Annotated in this window: 16 protein-coding genes and 1 other annotated feature; of the genes, 6 read left to right on the top strand and 10 right to left on the bottom strand. The window is 53.8% G+C overall.

Translation table 11 applies throughout. The features are described from left to right. Window positions 1–164: 164 nt before the first annotated feature. On the bottom strand, window positions 165–1,817 hold the full coding sequence (ushA, locus tag ACVXHP_RS19775) for a bifunctional UDP-sugar hydrolase/5'-nucleotidase UshA (RefSeq protein WP_447572064.1): 1,653 nt from the start codon (window positions 1,815–1,817) through the stop codon (window positions 165–167). A gap of 174 nt (window positions 1,818–1,991) precedes the next feature. On the opposite strand from ushA, the gene fsr reads away from it, so the two are divergent. Both fsr and ybaL read left to right on the top strand, forming a co-directional pair. After that, on the top strand, window positions 1,992–3,212 hold the full coding sequence (fsr, locus tag ACVXHP_RS19770) for a fosmidomycin MFS transporter (protein ID WP_447572063.1): 1,221 nt from the start codon (window positions 1,992–1,994) through the stop codon (window positions 3,210–3,212). A 225-nt stretch (window positions 3,213–3,437) separates the two neighbouring features. Next, window positions 3,438–5,117 (top strand): YbaL family putative K(+) efflux transporter, encoded by a 1,680-nt coding sequence (gene ybaL / locus ACVXHP_RS19765; protein ID WP_200007651.1) that lies wholly within the window; start codon window positions 3,438–3,440, stop codon window positions 5,115–5,117. Between the two features lie 91 nt (window positions 5,118–5,208). On the opposite strand, the gene gsk is transcribed toward ybaL, so the two are convergent. Further along, window positions 5,209–6,513, bottom strand: a complete 1,305-nt coding sequence (gsk, locus tag ACVXHP_RS19760) for an inosine/guanosine kinase (RefSeq protein ID WP_200007653.1) — start codon at window positions 6,511–6,513, stop codon at window positions 5,209–5,211. 151 nt (window positions 6,514–6,664) lie between these two features. Here gsk and aes point away from each other — a divergent pair, with 151 nt between their 5' ends. Continuing rightward, window positions 6,665–7,624: an acetyl esterase gene (gene aes, locus ACVXHP_RS19755; protein WP_447572062.1), complete on the top strand. Its 960-nt coding sequence runs from the start codon at window positions 6,665–6,667 to the stop codon at window positions 7,622–7,624. On the opposite strand, the gene hemH is transcribed toward aes, so the two are convergent. The 8 genes from hemH to ACVXHP_RS19715 form a co-directional block, all read right to left on the bottom strand. Further along, a complete protein-coding gene (hemH, locus tag ACVXHP_RS19750) occupies window positions 7,621–8,583 on the bottom strand; it encodes a ferrochelatase (protein ID WP_304696810.1) in 963 nt (320 codons plus the stop codon). The genes aes and hemH overlap by 4 nt on opposite strands. Window positions 8,584–8,745: 162 nt before the next feature. Beyond that, window positions 8,746–9,390 carry an adenylate kinase gene (gene adk, locus ACVXHP_RS19745; RefSeq protein WP_003021773.1) on the bottom strand — a complete coding sequence of 215 codons (645 nt, stop codon included), beginning with the start codon at window positions 9,388–9,390 and terminating at the stop codon, window positions 8,746–8,748. Window positions 9,391–9,622: 232 nt separating this feature from the next. After that, window positions 9,623–11,497 (bottom strand): molecular chaperone HtpG, encoded by a 1,875-nt coding sequence (gene htpG / locus ACVXHP_RS19740; protein WP_087857065.1) that lies wholly within the window; start codon window positions 11,495–11,497, stop codon window positions 9,623–9,625. 110 nt (window positions 11,498–11,607) lie between these two features. Continuing rightward, window positions 11,608–12,213, bottom strand: coding sequence for a recombination mediator RecR (gene recR / locus ACVXHP_RS19735; RefSeq protein ID WP_016152082.1), 606 nt, complete (start codon window positions 12,211–12,213; stop codon window positions 11,608–11,610). Next, window positions 12,213–12,542 carry a YbaB/EbfC family nucleoid-associated protein gene (locus ACVXHP_RS19730; RefSeq protein ID WP_003021764.1) on the bottom strand — a complete coding sequence of 110 codons (330 nt, stop codon included), beginning with the start codon at window positions 12,540–12,542 and terminating at the stop codon, window positions 12,213–12,215. Before ACVXHP_RS19730 ends, recR begins: the two co-directional genes overlap by 1 nt. 57 nt (window positions 12,543–12,599) lie before the next feature. Next, a complete protein-coding gene (gene dnaX, locus ACVXHP_RS19725) occupies window positions 12,600–14,528 on the bottom strand; it encodes a DNA polymerase III subunit gamma/tau (RefSeq protein ID WP_447572061.1) in 1,929 nt (642 codons plus the stop codon). Beyond that, window positions 13,203–13,267 (bottom strand) — a sequence feature (DnaX frameshifting element). It overlaps the preceding gene by 65 nt. Before the next feature lie 118 nt (window positions 14,529–14,646). Further along, on the bottom strand, window positions 14,647–15,198 hold the full coding sequence (gene apt, locus ACVXHP_RS19720) for an adenine phosphoribosyltransferase (RefSeq protein ID WP_006685676.1): 552 nt from the start codon (window positions 15,196–15,198) through the stop codon (window positions 14,647–14,649). Between the two features lie 153 nt (window positions 15,199–15,351). Beyond that, window positions 15,352–15,729 carry a DUF454 family protein gene (locus ACVXHP_RS19715; RefSeq protein ID WP_042310044.1) on the bottom strand — a complete coding sequence of 126 codons (378 nt, stop codon included), beginning with the start codon at window positions 15,727–15,729 and terminating at the stop codon, window positions 15,352–15,354. A gap of 69 nt (window positions 15,730–15,798) precedes the next feature. Between ACVXHP_RS19715 and priC the strand changes: the two genes are divergently transcribed. The 3 genes from priC (at window position 15,799) to ACVXHP_RS19700 (ending at window position 17,501) form a co-directional block, all read left to right on the top strand. After that, a complete protein-coding gene (priC, locus tag ACVXHP_RS19710) occupies window positions 15,799–16,326 on the top strand; it encodes a primosomal replication protein N'' (RefSeq protein ID WP_447572060.1) in 528 nt (175 codons plus the stop codon). A gap of 14 nt (window positions 16,327–16,340) precedes the next feature. Next, the gene (gene rsmS, locus ACVXHP_RS19705) at window positions 16,341–16,508 is read left to right on the top strand and encodes a pleiotropic regulatory protein RsmS (protein ID WP_200007671.1); all 168 of its coding nucleotides are present in this window, start codon (window positions 16,341–16,343) and stop codon (window positions 16,506–16,508) included. A gap of 69 nt (window positions 16,509–16,577) precedes the next feature. Next, window positions 16,578–17,501, top strand: coding sequence for an Rpn family recombination-promoting nuclease/putative transposase (locus ACVXHP_RS19700; protein ID WP_447572059.1), 924 nt, complete (start codon window positions 16,578–16,580; stop codon window positions 17,499–17,501). Window position 17,502: the final 1 nt, after the last annotated feature.

The raw sequence follows: 17,502 nt of genomic DNA, 5'->3' as shown, positions 1-17,502 counted from the left end.
GGCCTGATACGGCATGCGGGCTGCATGGCAGAAAGAACTGGCCGGTTCTCTCTGCACAGAAAGGATAATACAAGGCCTGATGGCGCGCAGCTTTAAGGCCTACAAACCGCACTGATCTGTAGGCCGGATAAGGTGCCAGCACCGCCATCCGGCACTCCGCCCTGTTACTGCCAACTCACCTCGCCCTTCGGCTCATACGCACTGGCATCCAGCGGTGAGTTTTTCTGCACGTACTCTTTCAGCACTTCCGCATCGATAAACCCGGTATTCACATAGCCTGGCTTGTCATCAATTCGCGGATAGCCATCGCCGCCGGTGGCGTTGAAGCTCAGCGTTGCCATGCGATAGGTTTTAGCCGGGTCAACCGGTTCGCCTTTGATTTTCAGATCGTTAAGTTTACCGTCTTTCGCCACAAAGCTGACGTTGGCAAACTGCGGATAAGCCCCGGAGTCCGGCTTCATTTGCGCCACGGCAGTCAGATAGTCAATCACCTCTTTCCCGCTCATGTCGGCATACACCACAATATTGCCGAACGGCTGCACCTTCAGCACGCTCTTATAGGTAATATCGCCGCCTTCAATGGAATCACGAATACCGCCACCGCTCATCACGCCAAAGTCAGCGCTGGTCCGCGCCATTTGCGCAGCCAACAGCAAGTGTCCCATATTGGTCTGTACGAAACGAACTTTGCTGCGGTCACCTTCGAGGCGCGCATTGACACTACCAATCTTCACGTCCAGTTGCGCTTTACCTTTATTCTGGAATGGCGTCAGCAGCGAGAGCATTTGCTGATTCTCAGCAATTTCCGGGGTGTAGAGTACGCGCTCACTTTTCCCGTTATCCCAGGTCACTTTTTTCTTCAGGTTGACGGGGATGAGCTGGTAGTTAACCATTTTCATTTCGCCGTTACGAAACTCAAAGTCCGCCCGGCCCACGTATTTCCCCCACTCATGCGCTTGCACAATCCAGATGCCATTTTGCTTATCTGGCGCACACGGCGTACCCGGTACGTAATCAACCTGCTTCTTGTTTTCCGAGGCCATACACACCGGATCCTGTGAGTGACCACCCACAATCATTGCCAGCGACCCCGCCGGCAGGCTACGCGCCATTTCTACGTCGCCAGGCGCGTTCGAGCCGTGATTGCCGTTGTCATAATGACCCATATGGGTGGTCGCAATAATGATGTCTGGCTTTTCCCCCATATTGAGTTCCTGGATGACCAGTTTGGCTTCATCGGCAGGTTTACGGAATTCGATGTCGGTGAAAAATTCCGGGTTACCAATTTTCGCCGTATCGTCAGTGGTTAAGCCAAGTACGGCAATTTTTAAATCCTGACGCTTAAAGATGGCCCACGGCTTGAATAAACGTTCGCCAGTACTTTTCTGGTAGATATTGGCCGAGAGAAACGGGAATTTGGACCATTTTTCCTGCTGGCGCAGCACGGTAAGCGGGTTATCAAATTCGTGATTGCCAACCGCCATCGCGTCATAGCCAATCAGGTTCATGCCGCGAAAATCAGGTTCCGCATCCTGAAGATCGGATTCTGGTACGCCGGTGTTGATATCACCGCCGGAAAGCAGCAGTACGCTTCCCCCTTCTTCCGCCACTTCTTTACGAATACCATCCACCAGCGTTTTTTGCGCTGCCAGCCCGTATTCCCCATATTCACTGCGCCAGAAGTGACCGTGATGATCGTTGGTATGCAGAATGGTAATTTTGTAGGTTTTATCTTTTTCGTACGCCTGCGCAGGCTGACCTGCCAGCGCAAATGCGGCGAATAACGCCAGCGCCACGCCCCGCTTTAAACACTTCATATTTCTCTCCCTGAGCCAAAATCAACGACTGAAATTACAATGATATGAAATAATAGTCGAAAATGTTTTCAGAAATGAGACTTCCTTCAAACACCTTCCGCAGGTATGTTAGTCAGGTAATAATAACAAAATAGATTACCCTCATCATCGCAACCCAAACAGAAGTGACTTTCTATGGCAATAAGTGAATCAACCCCGCCAGTGGCTGGCGCGTCAGCGTCGGTTGCTAAAGCACGCACCTCATTTGGCATTTTAGGGGCGATCAGTCTCTCTCATCTGCTAAACGATATGATCCAGTCGCTGATCCTGGCGATTTACCCGCTCTTGCAGTCAGAGTTCTCGCTGACGTTTATGCAGATAGGGATGATTACGCTAACCTTCCAGCTCGCCTCCTCGCTGCTTCAGCCGGTCGTCGGCTACTGGACGGATAAATATCCGATGCCGTGGTCGCTGCCTATTGGTATGTGCTTCACGCTAAGCGGGCTAGTGTTGCTGGCCATGGCAGGCAGTTTCCATATGGTATTACTCGCCGCGGCGCTGGTCGGTACGGGCTCATCGGTGTTTCACCCGGAGTCATCCCGCGTGGCGCGCATGGCTTCCGGCGGTCGTCATGGCCTCGCCCAGTCAATTTTCCAGGTTGGCGGCAACTTCGGTAGCTCTCTTGGGCCCTTGCTGGCGGCTGTCATCATCGCGCCATATGGTAAAGGTAATGTGGCCTGGTTTGTGTTGGCCGCGTTATTAGCGATTGTGGTTCTGGCGCAAATCAGCCGTTGGTATGCCGCGCAGCATCGGATGAGCAAAGGAAAACCGAAAGTCACGATTGTTAATCCATTACCGCGTAATAAAGTGGTACTGGCGGTTAGCATTCTGCTGGTGCTGATTTTCTCCAAATACTTCTATATGGCGAGCATCAGCAGCTATTACACCTTTTATCTGATGCAAAAATTCGGATTATCGGTACAAAACGCGCAATTTCACCTGTTTGCCTTCCTGTTTGCCGTTGCGGCTGGGACCGTAATTGGCGGACCGTTAGGTGATAAGATTGGCAGAAAATATGTTATTTGGGGCTCTATCCTCGGCGTAGCGCCATTTACCCTCGTTTTACCCTATGCAACGCTGGAATGGACCGGGATTTTAACCGTGATCATTGGTTTTATCCTCGCATCTGCCTTTTCTGCCATTCTGGTCTACGCGCAGGAGCTGCTTCCGGGTCGTATCGGCATGGTTTCTGGGCTATTTTTCGGATTTGCCTTTGGCATGGGCGGCTTGGGAGCCGCGGTATTAGGGCTGATTGCTGACCATACCAGTATTGATTTGGTCTATAAAATATGTGCTTTCCTGCCACTTCTGGGGATACTGACCATATTCTTACCTGATAACCGACATAAAGCCTGATTTTCTGACGGCCAAAAGTAAACTTTGGCCGTGTTCACTTACAGAGACCATCAGCCTTTACTCCTCGCATACCCCTGTAGTTTTCCGATCCGTGCTTTTTTACGCCTAAAATCCCGTTTTCATCAAAATTCAATAATTATTCATAAACATAAACATTAAAATTGTCATAAACTATTACTCGGAATTTAGGTTTTCAGGATCAACACAGCAACCAAAGGAGACGGAATGCATCACGCCACCCCGCTTATCACCACCATTGTCGGCGGCCTTGTGCTCGCTTTTATATTAGGCATGATTGCCAATAAACTACGTATTTCTCCTCTGGTGGGATATCTGTTAGCGGGCGTTCTGGCCGGTCCATTTACACCTGGTTTTGTTGCTGATACCAAACTCGCGCCTGAACTGGCGGAGCTTGGCGTCATCCTGCTGATGTTCGGCGTGGGGCTGCACTTTTCCTTGAAGGATTTGATGGCGGTAAAGTCCATCGCCATTCCCGGCGCGATTGCCCAGATAGCTGTGGCAACGCTACTGGGTATGGCGCTTTCAGCGGTGATGGGCTGGTCGCTGATGGTCGGTATCGTCTTTGGACTGTGTCTGTCAACCGCCAGTACCGTAGTGCTACTGCGTGCTCTTGAAGAACGGCAACTTATTGACAGCCAGCGCGGGCAAATCGCTATAGGCTGGCTGATTGTTGAAGACCTGATGATGGTGCTGACGCTGGTTCTCCTGCCCGCCGTCGCCGGAATGCTGGAAAAAGAAGATGTAGGCTTTGCGTCGCTGGCCGTCGATATGGGCATTACCATCGGTAAAGTGGTGGCGTTTATCGCCATTATGATGCTGGTTGGCCGTCGTCTGGTGCCGTGGATCATGGCGCGTAGCGCCGCAACTGGTTCACGAGAGCTGTTTACTCTGTCAGTCCTTGCCCTGGCATTAGGTATCGCGTTTGGCGCAGTAGAATTGTTCGACGTCTCATTTGCGCTGGGTGCGTTCTTCGCCGGCATGGTGCTGAACGAATCCGAACTGAGCCACCGTGCGGCGCATGATACTCTGCCGCTGCGCGATGCGTTCGCCGTATTGTTCTTTGTATCCGTTGGGATGCTGTTTGATCCGTTAATCTTGATCCAGCAGCCGCTGGCGGTACTGGGCACGCTGGCGATTATCGTCTTTGGTAAATCCGTTGCCGCCTACTTCCTCGTGCGCCTGTTTGGTCACTCCCAACGCACAGCGCTCACCATTGCCACCAGCCTGGCGCAGATTGGTGAGTTTGCCTTCATCCTGGCAGGTCTGGGAATGGCGCTAAACCTGTTACCGCAGGCCGGGCAAAATCTGGTGCTGGCGGGGGCTATTCTGTCCATTATGCTCAACCCGGTGCTGTTCGCGGTGTTAGAAAAATATCTCGCGAAAACCGAAACGCTGGAAGAGCAGACGCTGGAAGAAGCCATCGAAGAAGAGAAACAAATTCCGGTGGATATCTGCAATCACGCCCTGCTGGTAGGCTTTGGCCGCGTAGGTAGTCTGCTGGGTGAAAAATTGATGGCTGCCGGGATCCCGCTGGTGGTTATCGAAACCTCACGTACGCGGGTGGATGAACTGCGTGAGCGCGGGATCCGCGCGGTGCTGGGAAATGCCGCCAACGAAGAAATTATGAATCTGGCGCATCTGGATTGCGCACGCTGGCTGCTGCTGACGATTCCAAATGGCTATGAAGCCGGTGAAATTGTCGCTTCCGCTCGCGAGAAGTGCCCGTCGATTGAGATTATCGCCCGCGCGCATTATGACGATGAAGTGGAATATATTACCGAGCGCGGGGCCAATCAGGTCGTCATGGGCGAGCGTGAAATCGCCCGCACTATGCTGGAACTGATTGAAACGCCGCCTGCCGGTGACGTTGCTACTGCCAGTTAATGTTACGTGCCGGATGGTGCTGACGCTTATCCGGCCTACGTATTCCCACACTGGTCCAGGCCCAATAAGCGCAATGCCATCGGGTAAGAACTCAGCGGTCCCAGTACGACTCTTCGAGGCTGTCTTCACGTTCCGGCAAACCGCGTGTCAGGCGCGGTGAATGCTGGTTCAGCACCTGATAACTCACGCGATTAGCATATTTACACACCTGGGCTAACGACGAATAGGTCAGCCAGGTGAACTTGTGCTTGCTGGAGTTAGGCACGTTGCTGCGGTGGTAGCTGTTGGCGGTAATATCATGCAGCAATGCCGCCAGCGCACCGTCGCCAGCGCCGTTGGTGTTCATTATCTTTTCTGGCCCGCCCATATACGGTGCGATGTGTGAATACACGCGCAGCGGATTCGTACAATCTTTATGGCGCATGGCGCGGCTGAATTCGTACTGGTTGAATTCGGCAATAGCCCCTGGCAGCAGTGGATGCTGGGTTTTACGTTTGACTTCTTCTTCCGTAAAGCCCGCCATATACAGGCCCGCCGGACCCGCAGTGCACAGCACCAAATCCACCCAATCCAACGCTTTGTCGGACGCCAGCAGCGGATCGTTCTCGCCGGTCAGCGCTTCAGCCTCTTCTTCATTCATCGCCAGAATAGAGACATGTTCTTTCAGGAATGCCTGCCACCACTGCGGGTTATCGGCAATAACGAATTTGGTGCCTAGCGTCAGAACCACCGGCACATTGTGCTTTTTGGCATATTCGATCGCCTTCATGGTCGCTTCCGGCATCGGCTCGCCCGGTTCGCAACGCACCAGATAGGAGGTCAGCACCAGCGCGGAGGCTCCGGCAATAACCGCCTCAGGGATGCTATCCGCCCGCAGCTTATTCATATGTCCAGGGCTGATAGCGAACGTGCGCTCACCGGATTCGCCAATCAGCGTAAAGCAGCGGCCAATCGGTCCATTAACGCCCTGCAGGTAGTTCAGATCGGTACGGCTGGAGGTATTACATAAATAACGATACGCGTAGCTACCAATCTCAATATTGCTGCACATTACGCCCAACAGCACCGAGCGGTCATCCGCCAGCACGGAGTAGTTGTGCATCGTGTTACCGATAGTTCCACCGGCAAACTGATGGGTGATCAAATTTTCACGTACCAGCTCCTGGTAGAGCGCTTCGGCGACATCGTCTGCAATCACCAGAGAGTGCCCGGCGCTTAATCCATAACGTTTTACAAAGTCATCATCCACTTTGGCTTCAATATCGACCAGCGTCTGGTCGATACCCACCACCCAGGCTGCGCTGGTTTCATTTTCAGGCTGAATCTGTTGCAGCAACGGATCGCGCGCGCTGACGGGAAAATAGTGTTTGGATTTACGTTTACCGGGAAATTTCATGGTCGATTTTACGGGTGATTAGCTGAGCGGTGCATGGTAGCACATTCCCTGCTTCGCATGCGACGCGGCGCTGAGTTTCAATATCGGACGGTGGGATCGCAGTTTATACGGGGTTAATTTCTACAATAAATCACCTTCACAAGGAGCGTTTATGAAGCCGGAAAATAAGATCCCCGTACTCGACAGAATTTCAGATGAAATGAAAACCGTGGTGAATTATCATCGCGACGATCTGCCGCCCTGGCCCGCCGCCGATGACATCGTGGCTCAGCGCCAACACTATATCCACGAACGGCAATTGTGGAATGCCGATGCCCCGCAGATGAATACCCGGGAATGCGTCATTTCTACCGCGCGCGGCCCTGTTGCCACGCGAATTTATTCTCCGCAACCCCATAGTCAGGCCACGCTGTATTATCTGCACGGCGGCGGTTTCATTCTTGGTAATCTGGACACTCACGATCGCATTATGCGCTTACTGGCGCTTTACACGCAGTGCACGGTAATTGGTATCGACTATTCGCTCTCGCCGGAGGCTCGCTTCCCGCAAGCCATCGAGGAGATTGTCGCCGTCTGTCAGTATTATCACCAACACGCGGCCGACTATTCTCTGAATGTGGATCATATTGGTTTTGCCGGTGATTCCGCTGGCGCGATGCTGGCGCTTGCCAGCGCGTTGTGGCTGCGGGACAAACAGATTGCCTGCGGCAAAGTCGCAGGCAATCTGCTGTGGTATGGACTTTACGGCCTGCAGGATTCGCCCAGCCGACGGCTGATGGGCGGAGCGTGGGATGGTTTATCGCGGGAGGATCTGCAGATGTACGAAAACGCGTACCTGCGTAGCGCCGACGATCGCGAGTCACCGTATTATTGCCTGTTCAATAACGACCTGACGCGCGACGTGCCGCCGTGTTTTATCGCCGGCGCGGAGTTCGATCCGTTGATTGACGATAGCCGCTTATTATTTCAGACGCTACATGCGCATCAGCAGCCCTGCCAGTACAAAATGTACCCCGGCACGCTGCACGCCTTCCTGCACTACTCGCGGATGATGAAAACCGCCGACGATGCGTTGCGGGAGGGCGCGCGTTACTTCAAAGCACAACTTTAACGGTAGGCTGCGGTCAGTTTGACCATCATTTCGATATGTTCCGGTGTGGCGTTCAGCGCCGGAATATACTCATATTGCTGGCCGCCAGCCTCGAGGAAAATCTCCCGGTTTTGCACCGCGATCTCTTCCAGCGTTTCAAGGCAATCTGCCGCAAAGCCCGGACACATAACCTGGATATGTCGGGTCCCTTTCTCAGCCAGCATTTTTAACGTTTCGTCGGTATACGGCGTCAGCCACGGTTCGCGACCAAAACGAGACTGGAAGGTCATCATCACTTTTTCCGGCGGCAGGCCAAGCGCAGAGACCAGCTCACGCGTCGTATCGCGACAGCGTTGCGGGTAGTCATCCCCTTCGTCGGCGTAACGTTGTGGAATTCCGTGGTAGGAGAGCAGCAGCAAATCGGGTTCGCCGTGTTTGGCGAAGGAGTCACGGGCACTTTTTGCCAGCGCGTCAATATAAGCGCTGTCATCGGCGTAATCCCGAATAAAGGAGACGCCGGGAATACCGCGTTTACGCGCCAGGATGCGCGCGAGTTCATCCCACACCGCCGCCACCGTCGAACAGGAATATTGCGGGTACAGGGGTAACACGACAATGTGGTCAACGCCACTTGCCAACAGTTCGTTGACCGCGCTTTCCAGCGAAGGCGAACCGTAGCTCATGCCCAGCGCAACAGGCGTATTGGGCAGGCGTTGGGCCAGCGCCTGCTGTTGCGCCTTGCTGTAGACCATCAGCGGCGAACCCTCTTCCATCCAGATTGACTGGTACAGCTTTGCCACGCGTGGCGCACGCAGCGGCAGGATCACCCCACGCAGCAACGGCCACCACAGCAGGCGGGAAGTATCGACTACACGTTGATCGCTTAAAAACTGGCGCAGGTAGCGTTTAACGGCTTCAGGAGTGGGGGCATCGGGGGTGCCGAGGTTTGCCAGCAGGATACCGGTTTTCGTCTGACGCATTACCGCCTCTTATCGATTCAAATTGTTGATAATTGTAGCGGAAAAGCGATAAAGAAGAACTAATTGCTGCGAGAGGTAAGACGAGAATTTTCCGGAAGGCACTACGCTTATCAGGCCTACGAGATAATGGCAGGCCTGATAAGAGGTTCACAACGCTAAAACTTAACCGAGGATTTTTTCCAGCGCTGCGCGCACGTCAGCCACAGCCTGAGTGCCATCAACTTTCGCGTATTTGGTGTTACCCGCCTGCGCTTCTTTAGAGTAGTAGCCGATCAGCGGCGCGGTCATCTGATGGTATTCCACCAGGCGCTTACGTACGGTCTCTTCCTGATCGTCTTTACGGGTGGTCAGCTCTTCGCCGGTCACGTCGTCTTTACCTTCAACCTTAGGCGGGTTGAATTTGATGTGGTAAACGCGACCAGAAGCAGCGTGTACGCGACGGCCCACGATACGGTCAACGATCAGCTCGTCAGGTACGTCGAACTCCAGAACGTAGTCCACGTTGATACCGGCTTCTTTCATGGCATCAGCCTGCGGAATAGTACGCGGGAAGCCATCCAGCAGGAAACCATTACGGCAGTCTTCCTGAGCAATACGCTCTTTTACCAGCGCGATCACCAGCTCATCAGTCACCAGCTTACCGGCGTCCATGATGTCTTTCGCTTGTTTGCCCAGCTCGGAGCCAGATTTCACGGCGGCACGCAGCATATCACCGGTGGAGATTTGCGGAATACCATACTTCTCCATGATGAACTGAGCCTGAGTTCCTTTACCCGCGCCCGGAGCGCCAAGCAGAATGATACGCATTACGAAAATCCCCTTAAAGGTTGTCGATATTTTTTAAAAAGCGCTAAACGATACCACCATCACGCATTTGGCTCAAGGAAGGTACTCTGCGCTGAAACGGTTAATGGCGGGAAAATTGAAAATAAGGAAAGAAATTGCCGGATGGCGGTGTAAACACCTTATCCGGCCTACAACATCTTTTTGATCGTAGGCCGGATAGGCGGTAGCACCATCCGGCATTACATTACGGCGATCAGGACACCAGCAACTGGTTCATACGACGGATGAACTGGTTCGGATCTTCCAGCGTGCCGCGTTCGGCGAACAGAGCCTGATCCAGCAGCAGTTCAACCCACTCTTTAAACTGCGTTTCGTCCTGGGTATCCGCCGTGCGTTTTACCAGCACGTGGTCCGGGTTAAGTTCAAAGATATATTTCACATCCGGTACGGCCTGACCCGCAGCAGCGAACAGTTTCGCCATCTGGGTGCTCATTTCGTCCGCATCGGTGGTGACGATGGCCGGCGTGTCGGTCAGACGGTGGGTCAGACGCACTTCTTTGACGCGATCGCCCAGCAGCGTTTTCACGCGCTCAACGAACGGCGTCAGCGCTTTTTCCGCTTCCTTCGCGCTCTCATCCACTTCATCTGCCAGTTTATCGATGGACTCGTCGGCTTTCGCCACAGACTGGAACGGCTTGCCGTCGAACTCGGTCAGGTAGTTCATCATCCACTCATCGATGCGGTCGGAAAGCAGCAGGACTTCGATGCCTTTCTTACGCAGCAGTTCGAGGTGCGGGCTGCTCTTCGCCGCCGCGTAGCTGTCGGCAGTGATGTAGTAGATCTTCTCCTGCCCTTCTTTCATGCGGGAGATATAATCTTCCAGCGACACGGTCTGTGCGGAGGAGTCCGTGTGCGTAGACGCGAAGCGCATCAGCTTAGCGATAGTTTCCTGATTGGCGTGGTCTTCCGCCGGACCTTCTTTCAGCACCAGGCCGAACTGTTTCCAGAAGGTCTGGTATTTTTCGGCGTCATCTTTCGCCAGTTTTTCCAGCATCTGCAACACGCGTTTGGTCAGCGCGCTACGCAGGTTACGGGTGACGGTGCTGTCCTGCAGGATCTCACGGGAAACGTTCAGCGGCAGATCGTTGGAATCTATCAGGCCGCGCACAAAGCGCAGATAGTTCGGCATAAACTGCTCGGCGTCGTCCATGATGAACACACGCTGAACGTACAGTTTCAGGCCATGTTTGTGATCGCGGTTCCACATATCCCACGGCGCTTGCGACGGGATGTACAGCAGGCTGGTGTACTCCTGCTTACCTTCCACACGGTTGTGGCTCCAGGTCAGCGGGTCAGTGAAGTCGTGGGCGATATGCTTGTAGAATTCGTTGTACTCGTCGTCTTTGATTTCCGACTTGTTACGCGTCCACAGCGCCTGCGCCTTGTTGATCTTTTCCCAGGAAACCACGGTCTCGCCGTCTTTCTCTTCGGATTTTTCGATCTCTACCGGCAGCGCGATATGGTCGGAATATTTGCTGATGATGGAACGTACGCGCCAGTCATCAAGGAACTCGTCTTCGCCTTCACGCAGATGCAAAGTGATTTCAGTGCCGCGATCGTCTTTAGTGATGTCGGCAACGGTGTACTCGCCTTCGCCCGCAGATTCCCAGAACACGCCGTTCTCAGGCTTGTCGCCCGCCGCGCGGGTGCGTACGGTCACTTTATCGGCCACGATAAACGCAGAGTAGAAGCCAACCCCGAACTGACCGATCAACTGGCTGTCTTTCGCCTGATCGGAGCCCATGGATTCGAGGAAAGATTTGGTGCCGGATTTCGCAATGGTCCCCAGATGATCGATAACGTCATCACGGTTCATCCCCACGCCGTTATCAGCAATGGTCAACGTACGCTTATCTTTATCGAAGGAAACACGCACACGCAATTCACCGTCACCCTCGTACAGGTCCGGGTTAGACAGTGCGCGGAAACGCAGCTTGTCTGCCGCATCCGAGGCGTTAGAGATAAGCTCACGCAGGAAGATTTCTTTATTGGAATACAGAGAATGGATCATCAGGTGCAGAAGCTGTTTTACTTCTGACTGAAAACCACGAGTTTCTTGTCCTTTCATGTAGATCTACCTCAACAATGCCATTTTCAATGGTAAAAACACGTTGAGGGTGAAATGGGGACAAGCGGGAAGGATTTCAAGCGGAAGCCGCTGTCGCGGCCTCCGTTTGTTCAGAATTTAATCTTGTGACGCCCGGCCAAAGAGTGCGACAGCGTGGTGCCGTCGACCATTTCCAGCTCACCACCGACCGGTACGCCATGGGCGATACGGCTGGCTTCAACGTCATATTGCATGCAAAGCTCAGCAATATAGTTGGCGGTCGCCTCTCCCTCGACCGTGGGATTGGTCGCGAGGATCAGTTCGCTGATTTGCTCAGACGCCAGTCGCTGTTCGAGACGATCCAGCCCGATATCATCGGGGCCAATACCGTCCAGCGGTGACAGGTGCCCCATCAGCACGAAGTAACGTCCAGAAAATTGGCCGGTTTGCTCAATGGCATAGATGTCCGCCGGGCTCTCCACCACGCAAATCTGACCGTTTTCCTGACGACGCGGGTTCGAACAGATGTTACAAACGTCCTGCTCTGTGAAGGTGCGGCAATCGGCACAGTGGCCGATTTCCGACATCGCCTTCGTTAACGCCTGCGCCAGGCGCATCCCGCCGCTGCGATCGCGCTGAAGTAGCGTGAACGCCATGCGCTGCGCAGACTTCGGGCCAACGCCCGGCAGACAGCGCAGTGCTTCCATAAGCTGAGTTAACAGCGGGCTGGTTTGCATCAGAACGGCATCTTAAAGCCAGGCGGCAGTTGCATTCCGGAAGAAACAGAAGCCATCTTCTCTTTCTGCGTCTCTTCAATGCGACGCGCCGCGTCGTTGAATGCCGCAGCGACCAGGTCTTCCAGCATCTCTTTGTCGTCTTCCAGCAGGCTTGGATCGATCTCCACGCGACGGCAGTTGTGCGCGCCGTTGATGGTCACTTTTACCAGACCCGCGCCAGATTCGCCGGTCACTTCCAGCTTGGCGACTTCTTCCTGCATCTGCTGCATTTTTTCCTGCATCTGCTGGGCCTGTTTCATCAGGTTACCCAGACCGCCTTTACCAAACATAGGCTTCTCTCTCAATCACGTTAAGGGATGACGACCGTCCAACCATCAGGCTGACGATCAAATGGGGCGAATACTCTCTTCGTCCAGGTCTGCATCGAAAAAACGACGCAGCGTCTGAATGTTATTATCCGCAATAATCGACTCACGCGCCTGCGCGAGTTTCTCTTCATAAATGGCCTGACGCCACTCCAGCGGCGTGCGCACCGCAGGATTATCATCTTCAACGATGGTCAATTCAACCGTTGACCCCGTTAAGGTACTCAATGCTTCGGCCAGTTTTTGTTGCGCGCCGCTGGAATTAAGGTGCCGTTGCGTGGAACGCAGGTGCAGGCACACCACGTTGCCATTCTCTTCTTTCCAGGCATTCAGCGCCACCTGCTCCACCAGTTTAGGCAGCGAAAGCTGGCTCACCTGTGCAGCCCAAGGGTCGCGCTCAATGGCTTCTGCCGCCAGTTTTGCCGCCAGTTCCGGCGTTTTTTCATGCTCAAGCGCTTTTTTCAACGCTTTCGGCGTGGCAACAACCTCTTTGACTTCAGCTACGGGATTGGTCGTTTTCCAGCGATACGCTTCCTTCTTCGCTGGCGCTTTTTCCAGCGCAGAAACGGCCGGACGCGCCTGAACACGTTCCGACACAGAAGCCAGTCTTTCCAGCGCAGCATTATTCACCGGCCGCGCGCGGGAAGCGGCTGCCGGTTCACTCTTTTTTGGTTTGGTTGCTCCCTGAGCGCGTTGCAGCTGGCTGCGCGCCGCCAGCACCTGGCTGGTGGCATCGGAGAGCGGCACATTTTGTTGCTGTTGCGCTGGCGCAGACTGCTGCGGTATCTGCGTCGGAGTCATCACCGCAGTGGGTGCGACAGGGGCAAACGACTGGCGTGGGACTTCAGGCTCCGGCAGCGGCATGCGCGGATGAAAAGCCAGCGCACGCAGCAGCGTCATTTCGACGCCCATTCGCCTGTCCGGCGCATACGGCAGCTCTTTGCGCCCGATTAACAGGGTTTGGTAGTAAAGCTGTATATCGGTTGGCGGGACGATTCGCGCCAGTTCGCGCATACGCTGTTCAATCGCCGCCATATCGCTGCCGAGCGCGGCGGGCGAAAGCTGTACCATGGCAATGCGATGCAGCAAAGCCGACATCTCAACCAGTAGCGCTTCCCATTCAATACCACGCGCGGCGGCGTCGTTCACCAACGTCATAACGCGTTCGCCGTCAGCCGCCACAACCGCTTCAACAAGCGAGAGCGCCTGGTCATCGTCCAATGTGCCGAGCATGGTGCTCACTGCATCGGTCGACACCTGGCCATCGCCGCTGGCGATCGCCTGATCGGTCAGACTCAGCGCATCGCGCAGGCTGCCGTCCGCGGCGCGAGCCAACAGTTGCAACGCGCGTGGCTCATGGGCGATATGCTCTTCTTTGAGGATATGCTCAAGCTGATGGCGAATCTGTTCAACATCCAACGCCTTAAGATGGAATTGCAGACAGCGCGACAGGATAGTCACCGGTAACTTCTGCGGATCGGTGGTCGCCAGCAGGAATTTAACGTGCGCAGGCGGCTCTTCGAGTGTTTTCAGCAAGGCGTTAAAGCTGTGGCGCGACAGCATGTGCACTTCGTCTATCAAATAGACCTTAAAGCGACCACGCGCAGGCGCGTACTGGACGTTATCCAGCAGGTCGCGGGTGTCTTCAACTTTGGTGCGTGAGGCGGCGTCGATTTCAATCAGATCGACAAAACGCCCCTGCTCGATTTCACGGCAGTTATCGCACACGCCGCACGGCGTGGCGGTAATACCGGTTTCGCAGTTTAGTCCCTTCGCCAGCAAACGGGCGATAGAGGTTTTCCCGACGCCACGGGTGCCGGAAAACAGATAAGCATGATGAATACGCCCTAACGACAAGCCGTTCGCCAGTGCCGTCAGCACATGTTCCTGGCCGACGACGTCAGCAAAGGTTTGTGGGCGCCATTTTCGGGCTAAGACCTGATAACTCATTGGCAGGCTCTGAAAGGCTGGAGGGTGGATTCACAGGAGGATAATGCTAACACAACCTCGCACCGACGGCGAGGTTGTGTGTCTCGGTATTACTTCAGCCGGGATGAGATAGTCCGACTTAGTGGCCCGGGAACGGAACCAGGCTATAACAGGTCAGCCCCTGTTTTTCCAGGCGCTGTTCGCCGCCCAGATCAAACAAGTTAATGATAAAAGCAGCATCGGTCACTTCGCCACCCAGACGGCGGATCAGTTTCACGGTGGCTTCAATCGTGCCGCCGGTTGCCAGCAGGTCGTCCACAACCAGGACCTTATCGCCCGGTTTGATGGCATCAACGTGGATTTCCAGCTGATCGGTGCCGTATTCCAGCTCATAACTCTCGGCGATCACTTCACGCGGAAGCTTGCGGGGTTTACGTACCGGAACAAAGCCGACGCCCAGACCCAATGCTACCGGCGCGCCAAACAGGAAGCCACGCGCTTCGGTGCCAACCACTTTAGTGATACCCGCATTTTTGTAGCGTTCAACCAGCAATTCAATGCTGAGGGCGTAGGCTTTCGGGTCTTCCAGTAAACTGGTGACATCGCGAAAAAGAATGCCCGGTTTCGGGTAGTCGTGGATGCTTTTGATGCTATTTTTGAGAAACTCAAGCTGCTGTGCAGTCGCGGTCATAAGTTTGTGCCTGATTAATTCGGTATTACTTCACGGCGCACGAAAAGTGAGATCCAGGTTACACTTGCTTAACCTTTGACCACCTGCGCCTGTGCTCGAAAACGGTCGAATTTACTGGCTGCGAGAGACAATTGCAACAGCGATTATTGCGCTTTACTGCTTTTGTTGTTTTTCATCAATCACCGGGATCCGCCACATAAAAATCAGTAAACAGGCGAGAATAACCAGCAGCAGGCCGCGTACCCACATCATATTGACCAGCCACAGTGAAATACCAAACGTCACCAGGATCAACAAAATAGCGCGTGGCTTTGCTCCCGGCGGCATCGCGCGGTGTTTTTGCCAGTGGCGCAGATACCCGCCGAACCACGAACGATACAGCAACCAGTCGTGAAAACGTGGTGATGAGCGGGCAAAACACCAGGCAGCCAGCAGGATAAAAGGCGTGGTAGGCAATAGCGGCAATACAACGCCCAGCGTTCCTAATACTACCGCTAGCCAGCCAATGATGATTAGAATAATGCGTTGCATAATATGAGTACTTAACACAGAGAATCGCTACTTTAGCATAACAGTTCTCATTTTCATCGGAGTGTTGTCGTGAAAACCGTCATGCTGCTACAGACGCTCGAAAACCAGCTTAACCGCCTGCGACAGCGTTGTGCCCCGTTGGCGCATCATACAACGCTGAGCGCCCGCTTTGACAGGCATCTGTTCCACACTCGCAGTACGTTGCTGCAGGCTTGTCTGGATGAAGCAGAGGATAATCTCAAGGCCCTACGCCGCGCGGTGGATCAGCAACAACTACCACAAATTAGCTGGCTTGCGGAACACCTTGCTTCACAGTTAGAGGCGATTTCACGCGAAACCGCCAGTTGGTCGCTCAGAGAGTGGGACAGCGCCTCTCCCGGTCTGGCGCGTTGGCAGCGCAAGCGGGTTCAACACCAGGAGTTTGAACGCCGGCTGGTTGAAATGACGCGTGAACGTAAAGAGCGCCTGTCCCGGGCAACGGGTTTTGAAGAACAACAAAAATTGCATCGAGAAGTAGAAGCATTCGAGGCGCGACTGGCACGCTGCCGCCATGCGCTGGCAAGAATAGAAAACGTGCTGGCGCGTTTAACCCGTTAATACCCGGAGAATTTATGTCATTAGAGAACGCCCCGGACGACGTCAAGCTGGCCGTCGATTTGATTGTTTTACTTGAAGAAAATCAGGTCCCGGCACGCACGGTGCTACGCGCGCTGGAAATCGTTATGCGTGATTATGAAAACAAACTTAAAAGTGCGGAAGACGCCTCGCAAACTGATTAATTGCCCTCTGGTCTGCCATTGGTTTCGGTGTAAGAGTCGTCACAACATCACGACGATAACGGACAGATCATGGAACGACTCCCCACCACACCGCATGATGCGGTCTTTCGGCAAATGCTGACGCAAAAAGAGGTCGCCCTAGATTTTTTGCAGATCCATTTACCTGAAGCTTTTCTCAATATATGCGATTTGGAGACATTAACGCTGGAATCAGGCAGCTTTATTGAGGACGATTTACGCACCTGCTATTCCGATATCCTCTATTCCCTGCAGACAACACATGGACCCGGCTACGTTTACGCGCTGATTGAACATCAGAGTAAACCCGATAAATTAATGGCCTTTCGCCTGATGCGCTACGCTGTTGCCGCCATGCAGCATCACCTTAACGCCGGGCATAAAACCTTACCTCTGGTGGTACCTGTGCTGTTTTATCATGGTACGGAAAGCCCGTGGCCCTATACTCTCAACTGGCATCAGTTGTTTAGTGAACCACAGCTTGCAAAAGCACTTTACGGCAATGAATTTGCGCTGGTAGACCTGACTATTATGCCAGATAATCAGATCATGCAGCATCAGCGGGTAGCGATGCTGGAACTCCTGCAAAAACATATTCGTCGACGAGATCTTAGCGAGTTATTGGATCAACTGATTACGCTCTTAACGCAAGATCATCTGACAGAGTATCAAATCGACGTTTTGATCAATTACATGCTTAAAGCAGGAAATACCACGGAACCCGGCGTACTTGTCCGTCAACTGGCGCAGAGTGCGCCACAGTACAAGGAACAGCTGATGACAATTGCCGAATGGCTGGAAGAAAAAGGCAGAGTGGAAGGCATGCAGCAAGGGCTTGAAAAAGGGTTAGAAGAAGGTCGGCAGGCAGAAGCGCGTGATATCGCACAAAAAATGCTCGCCCGCGGGCTGGAACCGGACCTGATTACGCACCTTACTGGACTGACGCAGGAAGAACTGGTCGCGCTGGCGCACTAAA

Source organism: Citrobacter freundii complex sp. 2025EL-00176 (assembly GCF_053309355.1).
This window is presented reverse-complemented; position numbering and strand designations above follow the sequence as displayed.

Excerpts from the sequence above, each read along its gene's own strand:
- ushA (WP_447572064.1), bottom strand. The coding sequence starts at position 1,817 with ATGAAGTGTTTAAAGCGGGGCGTGGCGCTGGCGTTATTCGCCGCATTT.
- fsr (WP_447572063.1), top strand. The coding sequence starts at position 1,992 with ATGGCAATAAGTGAATCAACCCCGCCAGTGGCTGGCGCGTCAGCGTCG.
- ybaL (WP_200007651.1), top strand. The coding sequence starts at position 3,438 with ATGCATCACGCCACCCCGCTTATCACCACCATTGTCGGCGGCCTTGTG.
- gsk (WP_200007653.1), bottom strand. The coding sequence starts at position 6,513 with ATGAAATTTCCCGGTAAACGTAAATCCAAACACTATTTTCCCGTCAGC.
- aes (WP_447572062.1), top strand. The coding sequence starts at position 6,665 with ATGAAGCCGGAAAATAAGATCCCCGTACTCGACAGAATTTCAGATGAA.
- hemH (WP_304696810.1), bottom strand. The coding sequence starts at position 8,583 with ATGCGTCAGACGAAAACCGGTATCCTGCTGGCAAACCTCGGCACCCCC.
- adk (WP_003021773.1), bottom strand. The coding sequence starts at position 9,390 with ATGCGTATCATTCTGCTTGGCGCTCCGGGCGCGGGTAAAGGAACTCAG.
- htpG (WP_087857065.1), bottom strand. The coding sequence starts at position 11,497 with ATGAAAGGACAAGAAACTCGTGGTTTTCAGTCAGAAGTAAAACAGCTT.
- recR (WP_016152082.1), bottom strand. The coding sequence starts at position 12,213 with ATGCAAACCAGCCCGCTGTTAACTCAGCTTATGGAAGCACTGCGCTGT.
- ACVXHP_RS19730 (WP_003021764.1), bottom strand. The coding sequence starts at position 12,542 with ATGTTTGGTAAAGGCGGTCTGGGTAACCTGATGAAACAGGCCCAGCAG.
- dnaX (WP_447572061.1), bottom strand. The coding sequence starts at position 14,528 with ATGAGTTATCAGGTCTTAGCCCGAAAATGGCGCCCACAAACCTTTGCT.
- apt (WP_006685676.1), bottom strand. The coding sequence starts at position 15,198 with ATGACCGCGACTGCACAGCAGCTTGAGTTTCTCAAAAATAGCATCAAA.
- ACVXHP_RS19715 (WP_042310044.1), bottom strand. The coding sequence starts at position 15,729 with ATGCAACGCATTATTCTAATCATCATTGGCTGGCTAGCGGTAGTATTA.
- rsmS (WP_200007671.1), top strand. The coding sequence starts at position 16,341 with ATGTCATTAGAGAACGCCCCGGACGACGTCAAGCTGGCCGTCGATTTG.
- ACVXHP_RS19700 (WP_447572059.1), top strand. The coding sequence starts at position 16,578 with ATGGAACGACTCCCCACCACACCGCATGATGCGGTCTTTCGGCAAATG.